General features: G+C 64.2%; 19 protein-coding genes. 11 read left to right on the forward strand and 8 right to left on the reverse strand.

Going from position 1 to position 17,166, the window contains the following annotated elements:
- The first annotated feature begins 35 nt into the window (after window positions 1-35).
- From nuoN to LGN17_RS23915, 8 genes are all read left to right on the forward strand, one after another.
- Window positions 36-1,490, forward strand: coding sequence for an NADH-quinone oxidoreductase subunit NuoN (gene nuoN / locus LGN17_RS23880; RefSeq protein ID WP_175971534.1), 1,455 nt, complete (start codon window positions 36-38; stop codon window positions 1,488-1,490).
- Window positions 1,490-1,786, forward strand: a complete 297-nt coding sequence (locus LGN17_RS23885; protein WP_046544751.1) for a DUF2818 family protein — start codon at window positions 1,490-1,492, stop codon at window positions 1,784-1,786. The genes nuoN and LGN17_RS23885 overlap by 1 nt, the downstream gene beginning before the upstream one ends.
- Window positions 1,787-1,822: 36 nt before the next feature.
- On the forward strand, window positions 1,823-2,413 hold the full coding sequence (locus tag LGN17_RS23890) for an NUDIX domain-containing protein (protein WP_226198856.1): 591 nt from the start codon (window positions 1,823-1,825) through the stop codon (window positions 2,411-2,413).
- 136 nt (window positions 2,414-2,549) lie between these two features.
- The gene (locus LGN17_RS23895; RefSeq protein ID WP_175951143.1) at window positions 2,550-2,972 is read left to right on the forward strand and encodes a DUF1178 family protein; all 423 of its coding nucleotides are present in this window, start codon (window positions 2,550-2,552) and stop codon (window positions 2,970-2,972) included.
- A gap of 103 nt (window positions 2,973-3,075) precedes the next feature.
- On the forward strand, window positions 3,076-4,272 hold the full coding sequence (locus LGN17_RS23900; protein ID WP_226198857.1) for an acyl-CoA dehydrogenase family protein: 1,197 nt from the start codon (window positions 3,076-3,078) through the stop codon (window positions 4,270-4,272).
- A gap of 19 nt (window positions 4,273-4,291) precedes the next feature.
- The gene (locus LGN17_RS23905; protein WP_226198858.1) at window positions 4,292-5,425 is read left to right on the forward strand and encodes an acyl-CoA dehydrogenase family protein; all 1,134 of its coding nucleotides are present in this window, start codon (window positions 4,292-4,294) and stop codon (window positions 5,423-5,425) included.
- Window positions 5,426-5,462: 37 nt separating this feature from the next.
- Window positions 5,463-5,924, forward strand: coding sequence for a MaoC family dehydratase (locus LGN17_RS23910; protein WP_175951146.1), 462 nt, complete (start codon window positions 5,463-5,465; stop codon window positions 5,922-5,924).
- Window positions 5,921-6,397 carry a MaoC family dehydratase gene (locus LGN17_RS23915; RefSeq protein ID WP_319000854.1) on the forward strand — a complete coding sequence of 159 codons (477 nt, stop codon included), beginning with the start codon at window positions 5,921-5,923 and terminating at the stop codon, window positions 6,395-6,397. The genes LGN17_RS23910 and LGN17_RS23915 overlap by 4 nt, the downstream gene beginning before the upstream one ends.
- Window positions 6,398-6,443: 46 nt before the next feature.
- On the opposite strand, the gene LGN17_RS23920 is transcribed toward LGN17_RS23915, so the two are convergent.
- On the reverse strand, window positions 6,444-7,136 hold the full coding sequence (locus LGN17_RS23920; RefSeq protein WP_226198859.1) for a glutathione binding-like protein: 693 nt from the start codon (window positions 7,134-7,136) through the stop codon (window positions 6,444-6,446).
- Between the two features lie 242 nt (window positions 7,137-7,378).
- A complete protein-coding gene (locus LGN17_RS23925) occupies window positions 7,379-8,170 on the reverse strand; it encodes an oxepin-CoA hydrolase, alternative type (protein ID WP_226198860.1) in 792 nt (263 codons plus the stop codon).
- A 201-nt stretch (window positions 8,171-8,371) separates the two neighbouring features.
- On the opposite strand from LGN17_RS23925, the gene LGN17_RS23930 reads away from it, so the two are divergent.
- Window positions 8,372-9,028 carry a glutathione S-transferase gene (locus tag LGN17_RS23930; RefSeq protein ID WP_226198861.1) on the forward strand — a complete coding sequence of 219 codons (657 nt, stop codon included), beginning with the start codon at window positions 8,372-8,374 and terminating at the stop codon, window positions 9,026-9,028.
- Between the two features lie 42 nt (window positions 9,029-9,070).
- Here the strand turns inward: LGN17_RS23930 and LGN17_RS23935 are convergent, their stop codons facing one another.
- Both LGN17_RS23935 and LGN17_RS23940 read right to left on the reverse strand, forming a co-directional pair.
- The gene (locus tag LGN17_RS23935; RefSeq protein WP_085042074.1) at window positions 9,071-10,243 is read right to left on the reverse strand and encodes a pyridoxal phosphate-dependent aminotransferase; all 1,173 of its coding nucleotides are present in this window, start codon (window positions 10,241-10,243) and stop codon (window positions 9,071-9,073) included.
- A 33-nt stretch (window positions 10,244-10,276) separates the two neighbouring features.
- Window positions 10,277-10,756 (reverse strand): putative toxin-antitoxin system toxin component, PIN family, encoded by a 480-nt coding sequence (locus tag LGN17_RS23940; RefSeq protein ID WP_226198862.1) that lies wholly within the window; start codon window positions 10,754-10,756, stop codon window positions 10,277-10,279.
- Between the two features lie 57 nt (window positions 10,757-10,813).
- On the opposite strand from LGN17_RS23940, the gene yaaA reads away from it, so the two are divergent.
- Window positions 10,814-11,596 (forward strand): peroxide stress protein YaaA, encoded by a 783-nt coding sequence (gene yaaA / locus LGN17_RS23945; RefSeq protein WP_226198863.1) that lies wholly within the window; start codon window positions 10,814-10,816, stop codon window positions 11,594-11,596.
- 88 nt (window positions 11,597-11,684) lie between these two features.
- Entirely contained in the window at window positions 11,685-12,839 is a 1,155-nt protein-coding gene (locus LGN17_RS23950; RefSeq protein ID WP_226198864.1) for a M14-type cytosolic carboxypeptidase, read from the forward strand.
- Window positions 12,840-12,924: 85 nt separating this feature from the next.
- Here LGN17_RS23950 and LGN17_RS23955 read toward each other — a convergent pair whose 3' ends face one another.
- From LGN17_RS23955 to LGN17_RS23970, 4 genes are all read right to left on the reverse strand, one after another.
- Entirely contained in the window at window positions 12,925-13,581 is a 657-nt protein-coding gene (locus LGN17_RS23955; protein WP_226198875.1) for a BspC domain-containing protein, read from the reverse strand.
- 140 nt (window positions 13,582-13,721) lie between these two features.
- Window positions 13,722-14,396, reverse strand: a complete 675-nt coding sequence (locus tag LGN17_RS23960) for an energy-coupling factor ABC transporter permease (protein WP_226198865.1) — start codon at window positions 14,394-14,396, stop codon at window positions 13,722-13,724.
- Between the two features lie 75 nt (window positions 14,397-14,471).
- The gene (locus LGN17_RS23965; RefSeq protein ID WP_226198866.1) at window positions 14,472-15,308 is read right to left on the reverse strand and encodes a response regulator transcription factor; all 837 of its coding nucleotides are present in this window, start codon (window positions 15,306-15,308) and stop codon (window positions 14,472-14,474) included.
- A gap of 213 nt (window positions 15,309-15,521) precedes the next feature.
- Window positions 15,522-16,739 carry a DUF2863 family protein gene (locus tag LGN17_RS23970; protein WP_175951157.1) on the reverse strand — a complete coding sequence of 406 codons (1,218 nt, stop codon included), beginning with the start codon at window positions 16,737-16,739 and terminating at the stop codon, window positions 15,522-15,524.
- Between the last annotated feature and the right edge of the window lie 427 nt (window positions 16,740-17,166).

Raw genomic sequence — 17,166 nt, forward strand, 5'->3', positions numbered from 1 at the left:
GAGCGGAGGAACTCAAGATCATGCAAAACGCTCCTATGAATGTCCTGTTGCCTGACGCGCTGGTGATGGCCGCCATCGTCGTCGCATGGCTGAACGACACCTTTACCGGCGCCTCCGGCCGCCGCCTGACCTATCTGATCGCGGTCGTATCGTCGGTCGTCGCCGGCGTGTGGTTCGCGGTGCAGGCGCTCGACCCGCAGCAGTACTACTTCTTCTCGAAGATGGTCGTCGTCGACTCGTTCGCGAGCATGATGAAGGCTGTCGTGTCGTTCGGTTTCGCGGTCTCGCTCGTCTATTCGCGCAAGTACCTCGAAGATCGCGACATGTTCCGCGGGGACGTGTTCCTGCTCGGCATGTTCTCGCTGCTCGGTCAGCTGGTCATGGTGTCGGGCAACAATTTCCTGACGCTGTACCTCGGTCTCGAACTGATGTCGCTGTCGCTGTACGCAGTCATTGCGCTGCGCCGTGACGCCGCGCAGTCGAGCGAAGCCGCGATGAAGTACTACGTGCTGGGTGCGCTCGCATCGGGCTTCGTGCTGTACGGCATCTCGATGCTGTACGGCGCGACCGGCTCGCTCGAGCTGGGCGAGGTGTACAAGGCGGTCGGCGGCAACACCGACGCAGCCGTGCTGATGTTCGGCGTGGTCTTCATCGTCGCGGGTATCGCGTTCAAGCTCGGCGCCGTGCCGTTCCACATGTGGGTGCCGGACGTCTACCAGGGCGCACCGACCGCGATGACGCTGTTCGTCGGCGGCGGCCCGAAGGTTGCGGCGTTCGCATGGGGCCTGCGCTTCCTGGTGATGGGCCTGCTGCCGCTCGCACAGAACTGGCAGACCGCGCTCGTGATCCTCGCCGCGCTGTCGCTGATCGTCGGCAACATCACGGGTATCGTCCAGCGCAACATCAAGCGGATGCTCGCGTACTCGGCGATCTCGAACATGGGCTTCGTGCTGCTCGGCCTGCTCGCGGGCATCGTGAAGGGCGACGCGACGGCGCCGGCGAACGCATACAGCTCGGCGATGTTCTACGCGATCGTCTACCTGATCACGACGCTCGGCTCGTTCGGCGTGGTGATGCTGCTCGCCCGCCGCGATTTCGAAGCCGAGACGATCGACGACTTCAAGGGCCTCAACAAGCGCAGCCCGGTGTTTGCGTTCGTGATGATGGTCATGATGTTCTCGCTGGCCGGTATTCCGCCGACCGTCGGCTTCTACGCGAAGCTCGCCGTGCTCGAGGCGACCGTCAACGCGGGCCTCACGTGGCTGGCCGTGCTGGCCGTGGTCACGTCGCTGTTCGGCGCGTTCTACTACCTGCGCATCGTGAAGCTGATGTACTTCGATGCACCGCAGGATACGACGCCGATCTCGGGCGATTTCTGCAAGCGCACGATCCTCGTGCTGAACGGCCTGGCGGTCGTCGCGCTCGGCCTGATCCCGAGCCCGCTGCTGACGGCCTGCCTGCAGGCAATTCGTCACACGCTGCCGCTGTAATGTCGGCAGCCGGCTGGTTTATCGTGCTGTTGGCGCTCGTCTGCGCCAACCTGCCGTTCCTCAACCAACGCCTCTTCGCCGTCGTGCCGTTCGGCACGGCGAAGAAGAGCGGGTGGGTGCGGATCGGCGAGCTGATCGTGCTGTACTTCATCGTCGGCGCACTCGGCTTCTGGCTCGAGTCGCGCGCCGGCAACCGCTTCGAACAAGGCTGGCAGTTCTACGCGATCACGTTCAGTCTTTTCGTCGTGTTCGCGTTTCCCGGCTTCACGTTCCAGTATCTCGTCAAACGACGCTGACGGCTTCGGCCGTCGCGCTCATTCCCGGAGCCGCCGATGGCCGAACTACCCAATCACGACGCCGCACTGACCGAAACCTGCCTCGAAAGCGAGGCAATCTTCGAAGGCGCGTTCCTCAAGCTCAAGCGTGATACCGTCCGTCTTCCGGACGGCAAGAAGGCCACGCGCGAATACGTCCAGCATCCGGGCGCGGTGATGGTGATCCCGCTGTTCGACGACGGCAGCGTGCTGATGGAAAGCCAGTATCGCTACCCGATCGGCAAGGTGATGGCCGAATTCCCGGCCGGCAAGCTCGATCCGGACGAAGGCGCGCTCGCATGCGCGGTGCGCGAACTGCGCGAAGAAACCGGCTACACGGCACGCGAGTACGTGTTCCTGGCCCGGATTCACCCGATCATTTCCTATTCGACCGAATTCATCGACCTGTACCTGGCGCGCGGGCTGACGGCCGGCGAGCGCAAGCTCGACGAAGGCGAATTCCTCGAGACCTTCATCGCGACGCAGGCCGATCTGCAGGAATGGGTGCGTACGGGCCAGATTTCCGATGTGAAGACGATCATCGGCGCGATGTGGCTCGACAAGGTGCTGTCCGGTACATGGCCGCTCGGGCCGGTCCTGACGCCCTGAGCGCGGCGTCAGCGGCGGGTGGGGCACCGCGTTACAATCGGGTGACGCGGCGCCGCCGCGTCGCGCGACCGGTATTTAGCACGACCGTTCACAAAACTGCTTTTTGCGCTACACTCGCTACACGCCCTGATTCAGCATGAAGGTCCTCGATTTACAGTGCCCGCACGATCATCGGTTCGAAGGCTGGTTCGCTTCCGCCGATGAATTCGAAGCGCAGTTGTCCCGCAAGCTGGTCGAATGTCCGGTGTGCGGAACGACCGAGGTCAGCCGTCTGCCGTCGGCGCCGCGCCTGAACTTGTCGGGCGCGACGCAGGCACAGCCGGCCGATCCGCGTGCGCTGCAGGCGCAGGTGATGCGTGCGCTGCGCGAGGTGCTGGAGAAAACCGAGAACGTGGGCGAGCGCTTCGCCGAGGAAGCGCGGCGCATCCATTACAACGAGGCGCCGGCACGCAGCATTCGTGGCGTTACGACCGCCGAAGATGCGCAATCCTTGGCCGAAGAAGGCATCGACGTGATGCCGCTGCCGATTCCTGCCGCGCTGAAAGAACCGCTGCAATAACGTATGCAGTGATTCCTTGCCGGGCCGGACGGCTGCGGACAGCCTTGCACGGGACCGGACTAACCGCTGAAGCGCTAACTCCGGTCAACAGGAGACACTGCGCATGGATCTGGATTATTCCCCCTCGGACGACGCGTTCCGCGTCGACGTCCGCGCCTGGCTCGAGGCCAACCTGCCTCACGCACTGCGCGCCAAAGTACTCGATCACAAACGACTCGGCCGCGAGGATTTCGCAAGCTGGCACCGGATTCTCGGCCAGCGCGGCTGGTCCGCGCCCGCGTGGCCGGTTGAATATGGCGGCCCGGGCTGGAACGCGACGCAACGGCACATATGGGACGAGGAGTGCGCGCGGATCGGCGCGCCGACCGTGCTGCCGTTCGGCGTATCGATGGTCGCGCCCGTGTTGATGAAATACGGCAGCGAAGCGCAGAAACGTCATTATCTGCCGCGCATTCTCGACGGCTCCGACTGGTGGTGCCAGGGCTACTCGGAGCCGGGTTCGGGATCCGACCTCGCGTCGTTGCGCACGCGTGCCGAGCGCCGGGGCGACCACTACGTCGTCAATGGCCAGAAGACCTGGACGACGCTCGGCCAGTACGCCGACATGATGTTCTGCCTCGTGCGTACCGATCCGGCCGCGAAGAAACAGGAGGGCATCTCGTTCCTGCTGATCGACATGAAGACGCCCGGTATCACCGTGCGCCCGATCGTCATGCTCGACGAGGACCACGAGGTCAACGAGGTGTTCTTCGAGGATGTGAAGGTGCCGGTCGACAATCTCGTCGGCGACGAGAACCGCGGCTGGACCTACGCGAAATACCTGCTTGGCCATGAGCGCACCGGCATCGCGCGAGTCGGTGCGTCGAAGCGCGAGCTCGCGTTCCTGAAGCGCGTGGCGTCGAACCAGCGCAAGAACGGCAAGCCGTTGCTCGCCGATCCCGTGTTTGCCGCGAAGGTCGCGGCGCTCGAGGTCGAGCTGATGGCGCTCGAGGTGACGGTGCTGCGCGTCGTCAGCCGCGAGACGAGCGGGAAGGGGCCGGGCCCCGAGGCGTCGATGCTGAAGATCAAGGGCACGGAAGTGCAGCAGGCGCTCACCGAGTTGATGGTCGACGCGATCGGCCCGCTCGCCGCACCGTTCGACGTACCGTTCCTCGACGGCCAGCGTGAGCACAGCGCCGCGGGCGACGACGATGCGGCACCGCTTGCCGCGTACTACTTCAATTACCGGAAGACGTCGATCTACGGCGGTTCGAACGAGATCCAGAAGAACATCATCGCGCAGATGATTCTGGGGCTGTGATCAGGGAACGGAGACAACCATGGATTTCAGCTTTACCGATGAGCAGCAGCAGTTCGCCGACGCGCTACGTCGTTATCTCGGCGAGCAATACGGCTTCGAAGCGCGCCAGGCCATCGTGCGCAGCGACGCGGGCGTGTCGGACACGCAATGGCGCGCGTTCACCGAACTGGGGTTGACCGCGCTGCCCGTGCCGGACGCGCAGGGCGGCTTCGGCGGCGGTCCGGTCGACATGCTGGTCGTGATGCAGGAGCTCGGCCGCGCGCTCGTGATCGAGCCGTACTGGGCAACGACGGTGGGCGTCGAGGCCTTGCGCATCGCCGGCGGCGGCGCCGGTGAGGATGCGGCGCTGCTGGAGGCGATCGCGCAGGGGCAGAAGCGCGTGGCGGTTGCGTTCCACGAACCGCATGCGCGCTACGACCTGTTCGAAATCGACACGCATGCGCGCGAGCAGGGCGGCACGTTGCGGCTGACCGGCACGAAGTCGGTCGTTCAGCATGGCGCACAGGCGGATGTGTGGATCGTGCCCGCACGCGTCGACGGCGGCGGCATCGGCCTCTTCGTCGTCGAACGGAATGCCGCGAACGCGAAGGTGGTCGACTACCGGACGATCGACGGTCAGCGTGCTGCGACGATCGAGTTCGATGAAACGCCGGCGCGACTGCTGACGGGCGGTGCGCGCGACGCTGCGGCCCTCGAGCAGGTTGCCGATTATGCGACGTTCCTGCTGTGCGCGGAAGCGGTCGGCGCGCTCGACGAACTGAATCGCGCCACGGTCGAATACACGAAGACGCGCGAGCAGTTCGGCGTGCCGATCGCGCGTTTCCAGGCGCTGCAGCACCGGATGGTCGACATGCTGATCCACGCCGAGCAGGCACGTTCGCTGACCTACCTGGCGGCCGTACGCTACGCGAGCGGCGATGCCGATGCGCGGAGGAAGGCCGTGTCGGCCGCGAAAGCACGTGTCGGCGCCGCCGCTCGCTTCGTCGGCCAGCAGGCCGTTCAACTGCACGGCGGTATGGGCGTGACCAATGAGGTCGCCGCCGCGCACCTGTTCAAGCGGCTGACGATCATCGAGACGACGCTCGGCGACACCGATCATCATCTTGCCCGCATCGCGGCGCTGCCCGATTTCGCGCAGACCGACGCGGCATGACGGCGACGCGAGAGCGCGCCAGACAAGGAGACACCTAGTGGGCATCAGTTACGAAGACCTGGTGGTCGGCAGTACCACCGAAGTGGGCCGTTACACGTTCGAACCCGACGACATCAAGGCGTTCGCGCAACGCTATGATCCACAGCCGTTCCATCTCGACGAAGAGGCCGGGAAGGCATCGCATTTCGGCGGGCTCGTCGCGAGCGGCTGGCATACGTGTTCGGTGTTCATGAGCCTGCTCATCAGGAAGCTCGGGTCGGACTCGACGAGCATGGGCTCGCCCGGCATCGATTCGATCCGCTGGCTCAAGCCGGTGCGCGCCGGCGACACGATCACGATGTATCAGAAGGTCCACGACAAGCGCGTGTCGGAGAGCAAGCCCGACCGCGGCATCGTGTCGACGGAGTGGGTCGGCGTGAACGGCGCCGGCGAGACGGTGATCACCGTGCATACCAAGGTGATCTTCGGGCTGCGCCATCCGGGAGGCACGCAAGCATGACCGACACGACCATGCCGCTGATCGCATCGGCACAAGCGCTGCAGGCACGTGTGGGCGCAGAGCCGCTTGCGAGCGGCTGGATCGCGATCGACCAGCGCCGTGTGGATGGCTTTGCCGATGCGACCGGCGATCATCAATGGATTCACGTCGATCCCGAACGCGCGCGGCGCGAATCTCCGTTCGGCGGCCCGATCGCGCACGGGTTCCTGACGCTGTCGCTGATTCCGGCGTTGATGGCCGATGCGATGCGTTTCGAGCAGAAGATGGGCGTGAACTACGGACTGAACCGCGTGCGGTTCCTGAAGCCGGTGCCGGTCGGCGCGCGCGTGCGTGCGCTGTTTGCGGTAAAGGAAACCGCCGAGGCCGCGCGGGACGGTGTGCAGGTGACGTGGTCGGTGACGATGCAGGTCGAGCGCCCCGACGCGCCACTGCCCGTTTGCGCGGCGGAATTCATCACGCAGCATTACTTCTGAAGCGCGGGCGGCATGCACGGATGCCGCTCCGCTTTTCACATGCGCGTCAATGCTTCGTGTATTGCGTCGCGCCGAACAGCACCTCGCGCGCCTTGTCGTCCTGCAGCGCCTTGCGCAGCGACGCGAGCACTTCGACGCCGCGCTGCACGGCCGGTCGTGCGGCGATCGCGTCGTACCAGCGCTTCACGTTCGGCAATTCGTCGAGCACGATGCCCTGGTTTTGCCACGAGCGCGTCCACGGGAACGTCGCAATGTCCGCGATTGTGTACGCGTCGCCCGCGAGATATTCGGATTCGCCGAGACGCTTGTCCATCACGTTGTACAGGCGCTTCGCTTCGTTCGTGTAGCGGTTGACCGCATAGTCGATCTTCTCAGGCGCATACAGGCGGAAGTGGTGCGCCTGCCCGAGCATCGGGCCGACCCCGCCCATCTGGAACATCAGCCATTCGAGCGTCGCATAGCGTGCGGCTGGATCGGTCGGCAGGAACTTGCCGGTCTTCTCCGCGAGGTAGATCAGGATGGCGCCCGATTCGAACAGCGAGATCGGCTTGCCGCCGGGGCCGTCCGGATCGACGATCGCGGGGATCTTGTTGTTCGGGCTGATCTTCAGGAACTCCGGCTTGAACTGGTCGCCGGCGCCGATATCGATCGGGTGGGCACGGTAAGCGAGGCCCGTTTCCTCGAGCATGATGTGCACCTTGTGGCCGTTCGGGGTCGCCCAGCTATAGACGTCGATCATCGTGAACTCCTTTGTTGCATGCGCGAAAACGGCGCAGGCAGCGCCGCGACAGGCGGTCATTAGAGCATGGATCGATGCGGGCTGCTGGCGACGGAAATGGGCGCGCCGATGCGCGTGCGCGGGTGTCGGGCTACATCGCGTCGGGGGCGCATGTCATCCCGGGTCGTCGAGATGGAGGCGCGGCCGTGCCGCATCGGGTCGATGCGGTGGCGACGTGTCAATTCGAAAGCGGGCGCGACGGTTCAGCGCTTGTAGCGGGGCGGGCGTTTCTCGAGAAATGCGGTGATGCCTTCGAGCCCGTCCGCATGATGCAGCGATGCGACGAAATGATCGCGCTCCGTCGCGAGATGCGCGTCGAGCGGTTGCGACGTTGCGTCGTCGAGCAGTGACTTGATGCGCGTGAGTGCATTCGGCGAGATGCCGGCGAGCGCATCGGCCCATGACAGCGCATCGGCCAGTGCCGCGCCGGGCGCGGCGAGCCGGTTGACGACGCCAAGCGTGTGCAGACGTTCGGCTGCGACGGGCTTGCCTTCGAACAGAATCTCGGCCGCGATCGCACGCGGCAGTGCGCGCGCGATAAACCACGAACCGCCCCCGTCGGGCGTCAGGCCGACGCGCGCGTACGACATCACGAACTTCGCATCGTGCGCGGCAACGATCAGGTCGCACGCGAGCGCGAGCGAGAAGCCCGCGCCGGCCGCGGCGCCTTCGACCGCTGCGATCACCGGCTTCGTCGAAGCGTGGATCGCCGTCACCCATGCGGCGAGCTGATCGATGCTGTCGGCCTGATAGGACGGATCCTTCGAGCGGTTGTCGAGCAGCCGGTTCAGGTTGCCGCCCGCGCAGAAGAAGCGATCGGCGCCGGTGAGCACGACCGCGCGAATCCCGGGATCGCGTTCGGCGGTGGCGAGCGCTTCGATGCCGGCTGCGTACATGTCGGGATGCAGCGCATTGCGTGCGCCGGGATTGGATAGCGTGAGGACGAGCGTCGATTCGCTCTCGGGCGGACGCGAGGCCAGCAGTTCAGCACTCATGCGAGCGTGTCTCCATCGGATGGCGGGCTGCGGCAGCGGGCGCATAGCGTACGCTGATGCGGCCGATGCAGTAGCAGAAATATTGTTGCCGTGACGAACGCAAAACTTGCTTTAGACTAGCACGAACGTGCTTTTCAGCGCGATGAATCCCGAAGCGGCCGGCATCGATACGGCCGCGCTTCAGCAAGGAAGGAGACCCTGATGCTACAGCTGTGCGGTATTCCGTTGTCCAACTACTACAACAAGGTGAAGTTCGTCCTGCTCGAGCACGACATTCCGTTCGAGGAGTCGGTATGCGGATTGCCGATCACCGATCCGGCGCAACTCGCCGATTCGCCGCTCGGCAAGATTCCATTTCTGAAGACCGAAGAAGGCGCGCTGTTCGAGTCGCAGGTGATCATCGAGTACCTGGCCGCGCGCTATCCCGAGAAAGGCATCTTTCCGGCAAGCCCGTTTGCAGGTGCGAAGGTGCGCGAACTGATCGAGACGCTCGAGCTGTATCTCGAATGGGTGGCGCGCGAGGTCTACACCGAAGCGTTTTTCGGCGGCAAGGTCAGCGACGGGACGAAGGCGCACGTCGAGAAGCGCCTGCCGCGCGCGATCGATTCGTTCAGGCAGATGACGCAGTTTTCGCCGTATGTGCTCGGCGAGTCGTTCGGACTCGCCGACATCGCCGCCTGGGTCCATCTGCCGGTCATCGGCATGGCGACGAAAGCCATATTCGGACGCGATTTCCTGCTCGATGCAGGCATCGACTGGAAAGCGCATGCGAAGAAGGTGGGCGAGCGGCCTGCGGCGCAGCGCGTGGCGGCCGAGCGCAAGGCGTATATCGACGCGACGAGCGTCGCGCGTTCGTAAGCGCGGTTCCCGCAGGGCGGCGTGCGACCGCCCGTGCGGGTCTTACAGGCGGGCGAGCCGTTCGAGCGCGGCCGCGAGCGTGCTTTCCTGCTTCGCGAAGCAGAATCGGACGACGCCCGATTCGTGCGGCTCGTGATAGAACGCCGACACCGGAATGGCGGCCACGCCGATCTCCGACGTGAGCCACTTCGAGAATTCCGCTTCCGGCAGGTCGCTGATCGCCGAATAATCGACGCACTGAAAGTACGTGCCCGTGCAGGGCAGCAGCTTGAAGCGCGTGCGTTCGAGGCCGGCCCGGAAAAAGTCGCGCTTCTTCTGGTAGAAGTCGGCAAGCGTCAGGTACGGCGCCGGGTCGCGCAGGTAGTCGGCGAGCCCGATCTGCATTGGCGTATTCACCGTGAATACGTTGAACTGGTGGACCTTGCGGAATTCCGCGGTCAGTGCCGCAGGCGCCGCGACATAGCCGACTTTCCAGCCCGTGACGTGATAGGTCTTGCCGAAGCTCGACACGATGAAGCTGCGCGCGGCGAGTTCCGGATAGCGTGCGACGCTCTCGTGGCGCGCGCCGTCATAGACCATGTGCTCGTAGACCTCGTCGGACAGGATCAGCACGTTGGTGCCACGCACGATCTCTTCGAGCTTGCGCATGTCCGCCTCGCGCCACACGGTACCCGTCGGGTTATGCGGCGTGTTGATCAGGATCATGCGTGTTTTCGGCGTAATCGCGGCCGCCAGACGGTCGAACGGGATTGCGTAGTCGGGCGCCTCCAGCGTGACGAACACGGGCTTGCCGCCCGCGAGTTCGATCGACGGCAGGTAGCTGTCGTAGGTCGGTTCGACGACGATCACTTCATCACCGGGATGCACCGTGCACAGGATCGCCGTCAGCAGTGCCTGCGTCGCGCCGGCCGTGACGGTGATCTCGGTCGCCGGATCGTAACGCCGGCCATAGACCTGCGCGATCTTGTCTGCGATCGCGTCGCGCAGCGGCGCGACACCGGCCATCGGCGGATACTGGTTGTGCCCGTTGCGCATCGCGCCGGCAACCGCATCGACGATGCGCGGATCGCAGTCGAAATCCGGAAAGCCCTGGCCGAGGTTCACCGCGCCTTTTTCTGCGGCAAGCGCGCTCATGACCGTGAAGATCGTCGTGCCGACGTTCGGCAGGCGCGAGGGGAAAACGGGAGTCGTTGGCATGTCTGAAGGAGCGTTCATCGATACGGTCGAAATCGGGTGGTGGTGCGTGCGTCAGGCCGGCGTGGTGTCGAGCGCGCAAGCCTCGGCAAAGGGCGCAGGCTGCGCGATCCTGAAGCCGAAGTCGCGTGCAGTGCGCTTCGCGAGCTTCAGCAGCGCGCGGTCTTTGGACACGAGCCAATCGGCCTGGGCGGCGCGGGCGAGTTCGAGAAACTTCTGGTCGTCGCGGTCCTTGCACTTCGGCAGCGGCGGCGCGTCGGCATCGACGGCCGGCGGCTCCACGAGGCTCGCCAGGCGGGCGACGGTCGCGAGCGCAGCCGCCTTGTCGACAGCGCGCGCCTGGAACTGGGGATAATCGAGTACATACTCGAGTTCGGTCAGGCAGCGGCCGTCGATCACGGCGGCAAGCGTGCCGCGTTCGAGCGCGGCACGGATCGGGCGCGTGGCAGGGTCGTCGAATACGAGGATGTCGATCCAGACGTTCGAGTCGAGCACGACGCGATGTGCGGCATGCGGGGCGAGAGAGCGGGTCATTCGTTACAATCGGTGGTTTTCGTCTGACCGCAAGGCACGGCGTGCCAGCGAGCCTCTATGATAATCGTTCTCTCTCCAGCCAAATCCCTCGACTACGATACGCCCGCGCACGTCCAGTCTTACACGAAGCCTGCATTCGTCGACGACGCGTCGGAGCTGATCGACGGCCTGCGCAAGCTGTCGCCGCAGGACATCGCGACGCTGATGGATATCTCCGATCCGCTCGCACGCCTGAATTTCCAGCGTTACGCCGACTGGTCGCCGATCTTTACACCGGCCAACGCGAAACAGGCCGTGCTCGCGTTCAATGGCGACGTATATGAAGGATTCGACGCCAAATCGCTGTCACCCGCCGATCTCGACTATGCGCAGCAGCACGTGCGCGTGCTGTCGGGCCTGTATGGGCTGTTGCGTCCGCTCGACCTGCTGCAGCCGTACCGGCTCGAGATGGGTACGCGCTTCGCGAACGCGCGCGGCAAGGATCTGTACGCGTTCTGGGGCGACCGCATCACGCAGGCGCTGAACGAACAGCTCGAAACGCGCAACGGCGCGGCGCGCGTGCTGGTCAACTGCGCATCGACCGAATACTTCAAGTCGGTCAAGCCGAAACTCCTGGCCGCGCCCGTCATCACGCCGGTTTTCGAGGACTGGAAGGGCGGCCGCTACAAGATCATCAGCTTCCATGCGAAGCGTGCGCGCGGCCTGATGGCGCGTTTTATCGTCGAGAACCGTATTGCCGACCCGAAGGCGCTGAAGGATTTCGCGACGGAAGGCTATGCGTTCGATGCGGCTGCGTCGAATGATTCGACTTACGTATATCGCCGGCGAGTCGGCGAGTGACCCTGCCGGCCGTTCACGAGACGGCCGGCGCATGCATGAGGCCGGGCAAGCGCTACACCGCCTGTTCCGGTCGTCCAAGGAGAGACAGATGGCCCTTTCGATCACCAGCAATTTCGACGCAGGCGCAATCGACGTCGTGTCGTGCGACAGTCCCGATGCGATTCGGCTGCGCGTGCGCGGCGACACCCGCTCGGAATTCGCGCAATGGTTTTACTACCGCTTGACCGGCGCACGCGGCGAGCGCTGCGTGATGACGTTCGAGAATGCTGCCGAATGCGCGTATCCGTCGGGCTGGCGCAATTACAGCGCGGTGGCGAGCTATGACCGGGTCGACTGGTTCCGCGTGCCGACGACGTTCGACGGCAAGACGATGACCATCGACCATACGCCGGAATTCGACAGCATCTATTACGCGTATTTCGAACCGTACTCGGAAGAGCGTCACGCGGCATTTCTCGGCGCGGTCCAGCAGTTGCCGCAGGCGAGCATCGTTGAACTCGGTCGCACGGTCGAGGGCCGTCCGATGTCGCTGCTGACGCTCGGTACGCCGGAAACCGACGGCACGCCGAAGAAGAAGGTGTGGATCATCGCGCGCCAGCATCCCGGTGAGTCGATGGCCGAATGGTTCGTCGAAGGCCTCGTCAAGCGGCTGGCCGGATGGGGCGACTGGGCCGGCGATCCGGTCGCGCGCAAGCTGTACGATCGTGCGACGTTCCATATCGTCCCGAACATGAATCCGGACGGCAGTGTGCATGGCAACCTGCGCACCAACGCGGCAGGCGCGAACCTGAACCGCGAGTGGATGGCGCCCGATGCCGAGCGCAGTCCCGAGGTGCTGGCCGTGCGCGATGCAATCCACGCGATCGGCTGCGACATGTTCTTCGACATTCACGGCGACGAGGATCTGCCGTACGTGTTCGTTGCAGGGTCGGAGATGCTGCCGAGCTTTACCGAGCAGCAGGGTAAGGAGCAGACCGCGTTCATCGAGGCGTTCAAGGTCGCGAGCCCCGACTTCCAGACTGAGCACGGCTATGCCGCGAGCAAGTACAAGGAGGACGCGCTCAAGCTCGCGTCGAAGTACATCGGCCATCAGTTCGGCTGCCTGTCGCTGACGCTCGAGATGCCGTTCAAGGACAACGCCAACCTGCCCGACGAACGAGTCGGCTGGAACGGCGAGCGCAGCGCGGCGCTTGGCGCGGCGATGCTGGCGGCGATCCTGGTGCACGTCGACACGTTCGCGTAAGCGTAGCGTCGCGACATGAGAAAAAAAGCCGGGGCATCTCAGGATGCCCCGGCTTTTTTGCTTCTGTCGATGACGCTTCGCCGTATCAGGACTTCTTCGCGGTTTTCTTCTTCACGACCTTCTTCTGGCCGCTCGACTTTTTCGTTGCAACGGCCTTCTTGCTGCCGGTGCGGCTCGATGCCTTTGCCTTGCCCTTGCCTCGGTGCGTCTTGCCCTTGAATTTCTTCGTCGAGGACGAGGAGCGCTCGACGCGCGGCTTAAGCGGCGGAACCGGGTCGTTCCAGCTGAACGCGAGCATTTGCTGACCGACATAGCCGCATCGGAATTTCAGCGGCGTCGGGTCGCTGCCGTCGCTGTGGATGCCGAGGCCGTCGACCGTGACGATATTGTCGACCTTCACGCGCTGCTTGCCCTGGTCGAACGAGTCGTTCCATGGTGTGATCGTCGCGTTGCCGCTGTCAAATGCGTTCGGCGCGAAGTCGACGCGGTCGAAGGCAGACGACGTACTGGCAATGAAGCTGCCGTGCGCTGCACAATCGGCGGCGAGCGGATCGGCATGCATTTCGTTGACGAATTTGTTGATCAGTTCGGAGCGCTGGTCGAGCAGATCGGCGAATGCCGGTGTCGGAAGCGCAAGCGACAGGCCCGCAATACAGGCTGCCAGCTTGCCGAGCGCCCGGAAAATCCGGAGCGACGCAGGAGAGCTGTCCATCTGGTTATTGGTGAGGAGCAAATGAGGCATCGGGCACGTATAGATGCCCGATGAAGAACCGGAGTTCAATCTTAGCGTAAAAAAGTTGTGCGGCAGTAGATGTAGCATTCTGCCGTACTGCGCGAGGGGCTGCCGGCACGCGATGACGGTGCCGCCGCCAGAGGGGCAATTCAGGCGCGCGGGCCGCCGAGACGATAGCGCCGGACGTCGAACGTCGTGACCCATGCGGGGCGATAGACGGCGATGAGTGCCGTCGCCATGCCGGTGAACCACGCTTCGCCGAGTGCGAGCAGCGCAGTGTTCAGCAGATAGCCGGCGGGAATCACGACGGGCACGCCGTCCGCGAGCGCGAACTGGACCCCGGCCGCAGCAGCGGCGACCGCGACGATCGCGATGGCCGGCGACAGGAATCCCTGGCCGGTAATGAACGACGCGAGATTGTGCGGCAACCATGCGAGTGCGGCGCGCTGCAGCAATGCCGACACGGCGACCGGCAGCGCGCCGTAGATCAGATAGGTCAGGCCAATGCCCTGCCAGGGCGCGTCGAAGATGATCGCGGCGACCGCCGTGATGGCGCCCATCGCGATCAGTGCGAGTGTCCAGTCGAACAGTGTGACGAGCAGCGTCGCGCCAAGCAGATGCATGACGATGCCATCTTCGAGCCACGCATTCGAGGCCCAGAGGACCGCGATGGCGGTGACGAGCGCGAGCCACACGTGCTGGAGCGTGGCGTCCTGCAGGCGCACGAAGGGACGATTCCAGATCGCGAGCGCGAGCAGGGCCACGGCGGCGATCCAGCCACCGATGCCAACCCAGAGCGGAAGCGGTGTGAAGAGAAAACCCATGCGTCCATATTACTCGTTGAGCATCAAAGGTGGGAATCCGGACACACCGACCGTCGCAATATCGAGACTGTTTGGCTAGCGTTCGCGCCGGAACCGCGCCGACGGCTCGGCGGCGATCGGCAGGTCCTGCGCGCTGTCGATCGAGGACGGCAACGGGTACGGGCGGTCATTCCGTTGTGTACGCAGCGGAACCGGGCCGTGTTCACCGATGGGCGGCTTGCGCGTGCGACTGCGGTTCGCCAGAAGCACCTCGAGGTGGGGCGACAGCCAGCCGTTGTAGATCGCGACCGCGGCGGCGCGGTTGGCGGCGCCGAGCTGCTGGAAGATGCTGGCGAGGTGGATCTTGACGGTGCCTTCGCTGATGCCGAGTGTGCGGGCGATCATCTTGTTGGTGCTGCCCATGTGGACGAAGCGCATGATCTGCGCTTGCCGCGGTGACAAGAGGCCGCTCAGCGGCCGGCGGGGAAGCGATCCGGCGAGTGTCTGGAAATGGGCGTCGTAGCGCGCCGCAGCAGTAGACGGCAGTAGACGGAGCGCGATCGGCGGAATGTAGTGTCCGCCCAGCAGCACGATCTCGAGCGCACGCGCGATCAGGTGCGGCCGCGTGGAATGCGGGATCACGCCGGCGACTCCATAGTTGAAGAAGCGCTGGATGGCTTCCGGCGATGTTTCGTCGACCAGGACGGCGACGGGTGCCGGCGAGCACGCGCTGCAAAGCGCCTGGAGGTCGCTGAGTCGGCCGACGTCGAGCCAGTCGATCGCGACGAGGTCGAATCGCTGGTTGCGCAGCAGCCTGCGCGCCTGGAAACTGTCGGGCGCATCGTTGATGCCGGCGTGACGGTCGATCTGTCGCAACAGGGCCTTCAGTCCGTCACGCCGCTCGGCGTCTGAATTGAGCATCAGGAACCGCATATTCAACCTCCGTAATGTGAGCCATTGATCTGCCGTCTGGCATGCCTTGGGTCTAATGATGACAAAGACCTTACATGATGTCTGCTTGGCTGAAAGGCTTAGGAAAAGTATGAAATTTCGGGCGGCGGGATGGCAGACAAGTAAAAAGCCGCTCCGGCGGGAACCGTGAGCGGCTTCGGGCGGGCAGGCCGTCAGGGCCTGCTGTGCTGCGGGTCAGTGAAAGTGCGGCTGGGCGGGTGACGCGTCTTCCGGCATTTCCGCGTGGACGATTTCACCGAGCGGATCTGCGTAGAGCGGCACGCCGCAGTCATCGCAATATTCTGGTTCGAAGCGGCCCGCGTGCCGCCGGACGTCGGTTACACCGCATTCCTTCAGCAGGCTCACGATTTCCTCGACCGGTCCTTCGATCGGTACTTCACCTTCGAGCGTTGTGCTGTCGATCGACATGTCACCGTTTTCGCGGCCGTAGAGCGGCCATACGACGCCGTAGATTACGTCGTTGCTGGCACGCCGCGTGAAGCCGACACGGTACTCGTCGATACGGCGTTCACCGAAGCCGGCGACCACCGCGCGCAGCTCTTGCGGTGCTGTACCAAGTGTGTCGAAAAGATAACGAATGGCAGTTTTCACCGTGTGCGGACGCACACGTTCGTCCGCATCGCGGCAAGCGGAATAGTACGCGTCCGGAAGTAGGCATTCGAACTCGCAGCCGGGCAGGGCGATCGACAGGTTCGGGCCGCCCTGGGCCGTCCATTGTTCGAGGCACTGGCCGCGTTCGATCCGGCTGCCGCTTTCTTCTTCCTGCCAGCGGAACAGCGGTGCGCCGGCGGGGGCAGCGACGACGGCGAGCAGGAAGCGCGGGTCGGCCAGGATCGGCGAGGTTTCGGGCAGGTCGCCGAAGCTGAGCTTGGGCGGATGCTGGCTGATCGCCGCATGCGCGAGCTGCTGGGCGAGCCGGTAGGTCTCGACGTGGTGTCGCGGCAGCTGGTCGATGCTGTAGAGGAACGGTGCAAGCCCGACGAGGGTGCCGTTCGCAAGGACGTGCGCCTGCAGGTGGGTTCGCAGCGCGTCGGCAACGTCACCCTTGAGCGGGCCCGACGGAATCATGTAGCGCGTCCATGCGAGAACCGGGACGGCGACCAGCAGCGCATCGAACGGTTGGCCGTCGTGCTCGACCACCATCGACTCGCTGTGCGTCTCGGCCATGTCGGCGAGCGCGCCATAAGCGTCGGGATGATTCTGCTGCAGATGGTCGAGCGCTGCGTCGAGTGTAGTCTGGTTGCCGTTGCGGACAATCTTGGCGAGCAGCGCGTCGAGCTTCGCTTCCCAGAAGCGATCCTCGATGCGACTGCCCGAGGCGAAGAGCGCAAGCGACAAACCGACTAGTTTGTCGGCATCGGGGGGGAGGCGTTTGGCGATTCGCTGGCGCATATTAAAGACGTATATAGAAAGAGGCGAAGAACCTCACATTCTAGTCCGTTCTTTGCGCCGTAAGCGGTCTCGTGCCGCGGCACGGCCGGCTGGCCGAATTGCAGCTTTTGTAAAAAAGTTGCTTCAAACCCCTTGCATGAATGCTGCGAGCTGCCTACAATCGCGCCTCTTTCGCGCTAACGGAAACGCGGCGCGGAAGAGGGAAGCAGGGTTGGTGGTGTGCGGCAGTCTGGCGCGTACAACTGGCCCGGGAGTTGAGCCCCGCAGTCGCAACGCTGATGTTAAAAAGTTGTTGACGAGCTGCGAAACACGGTTCATAATCTCGCTTCTCTGCTGCTGAAAACGCAGCGCTGCCGGGAAACACGAAGTTCCTCGCAGAATGCTCTTTAAAAATTAACAGCCGATAAGTGTGGGCGCTTGATGGAAG

The organism is Burkholderia sp. AU30280 (assembly GCF_020420125.1).
GTDB lineage: Bacteria > Pseudomonadota > Gammaproteobacteria > Burkholderiales > Burkholderiaceae > Burkholderia.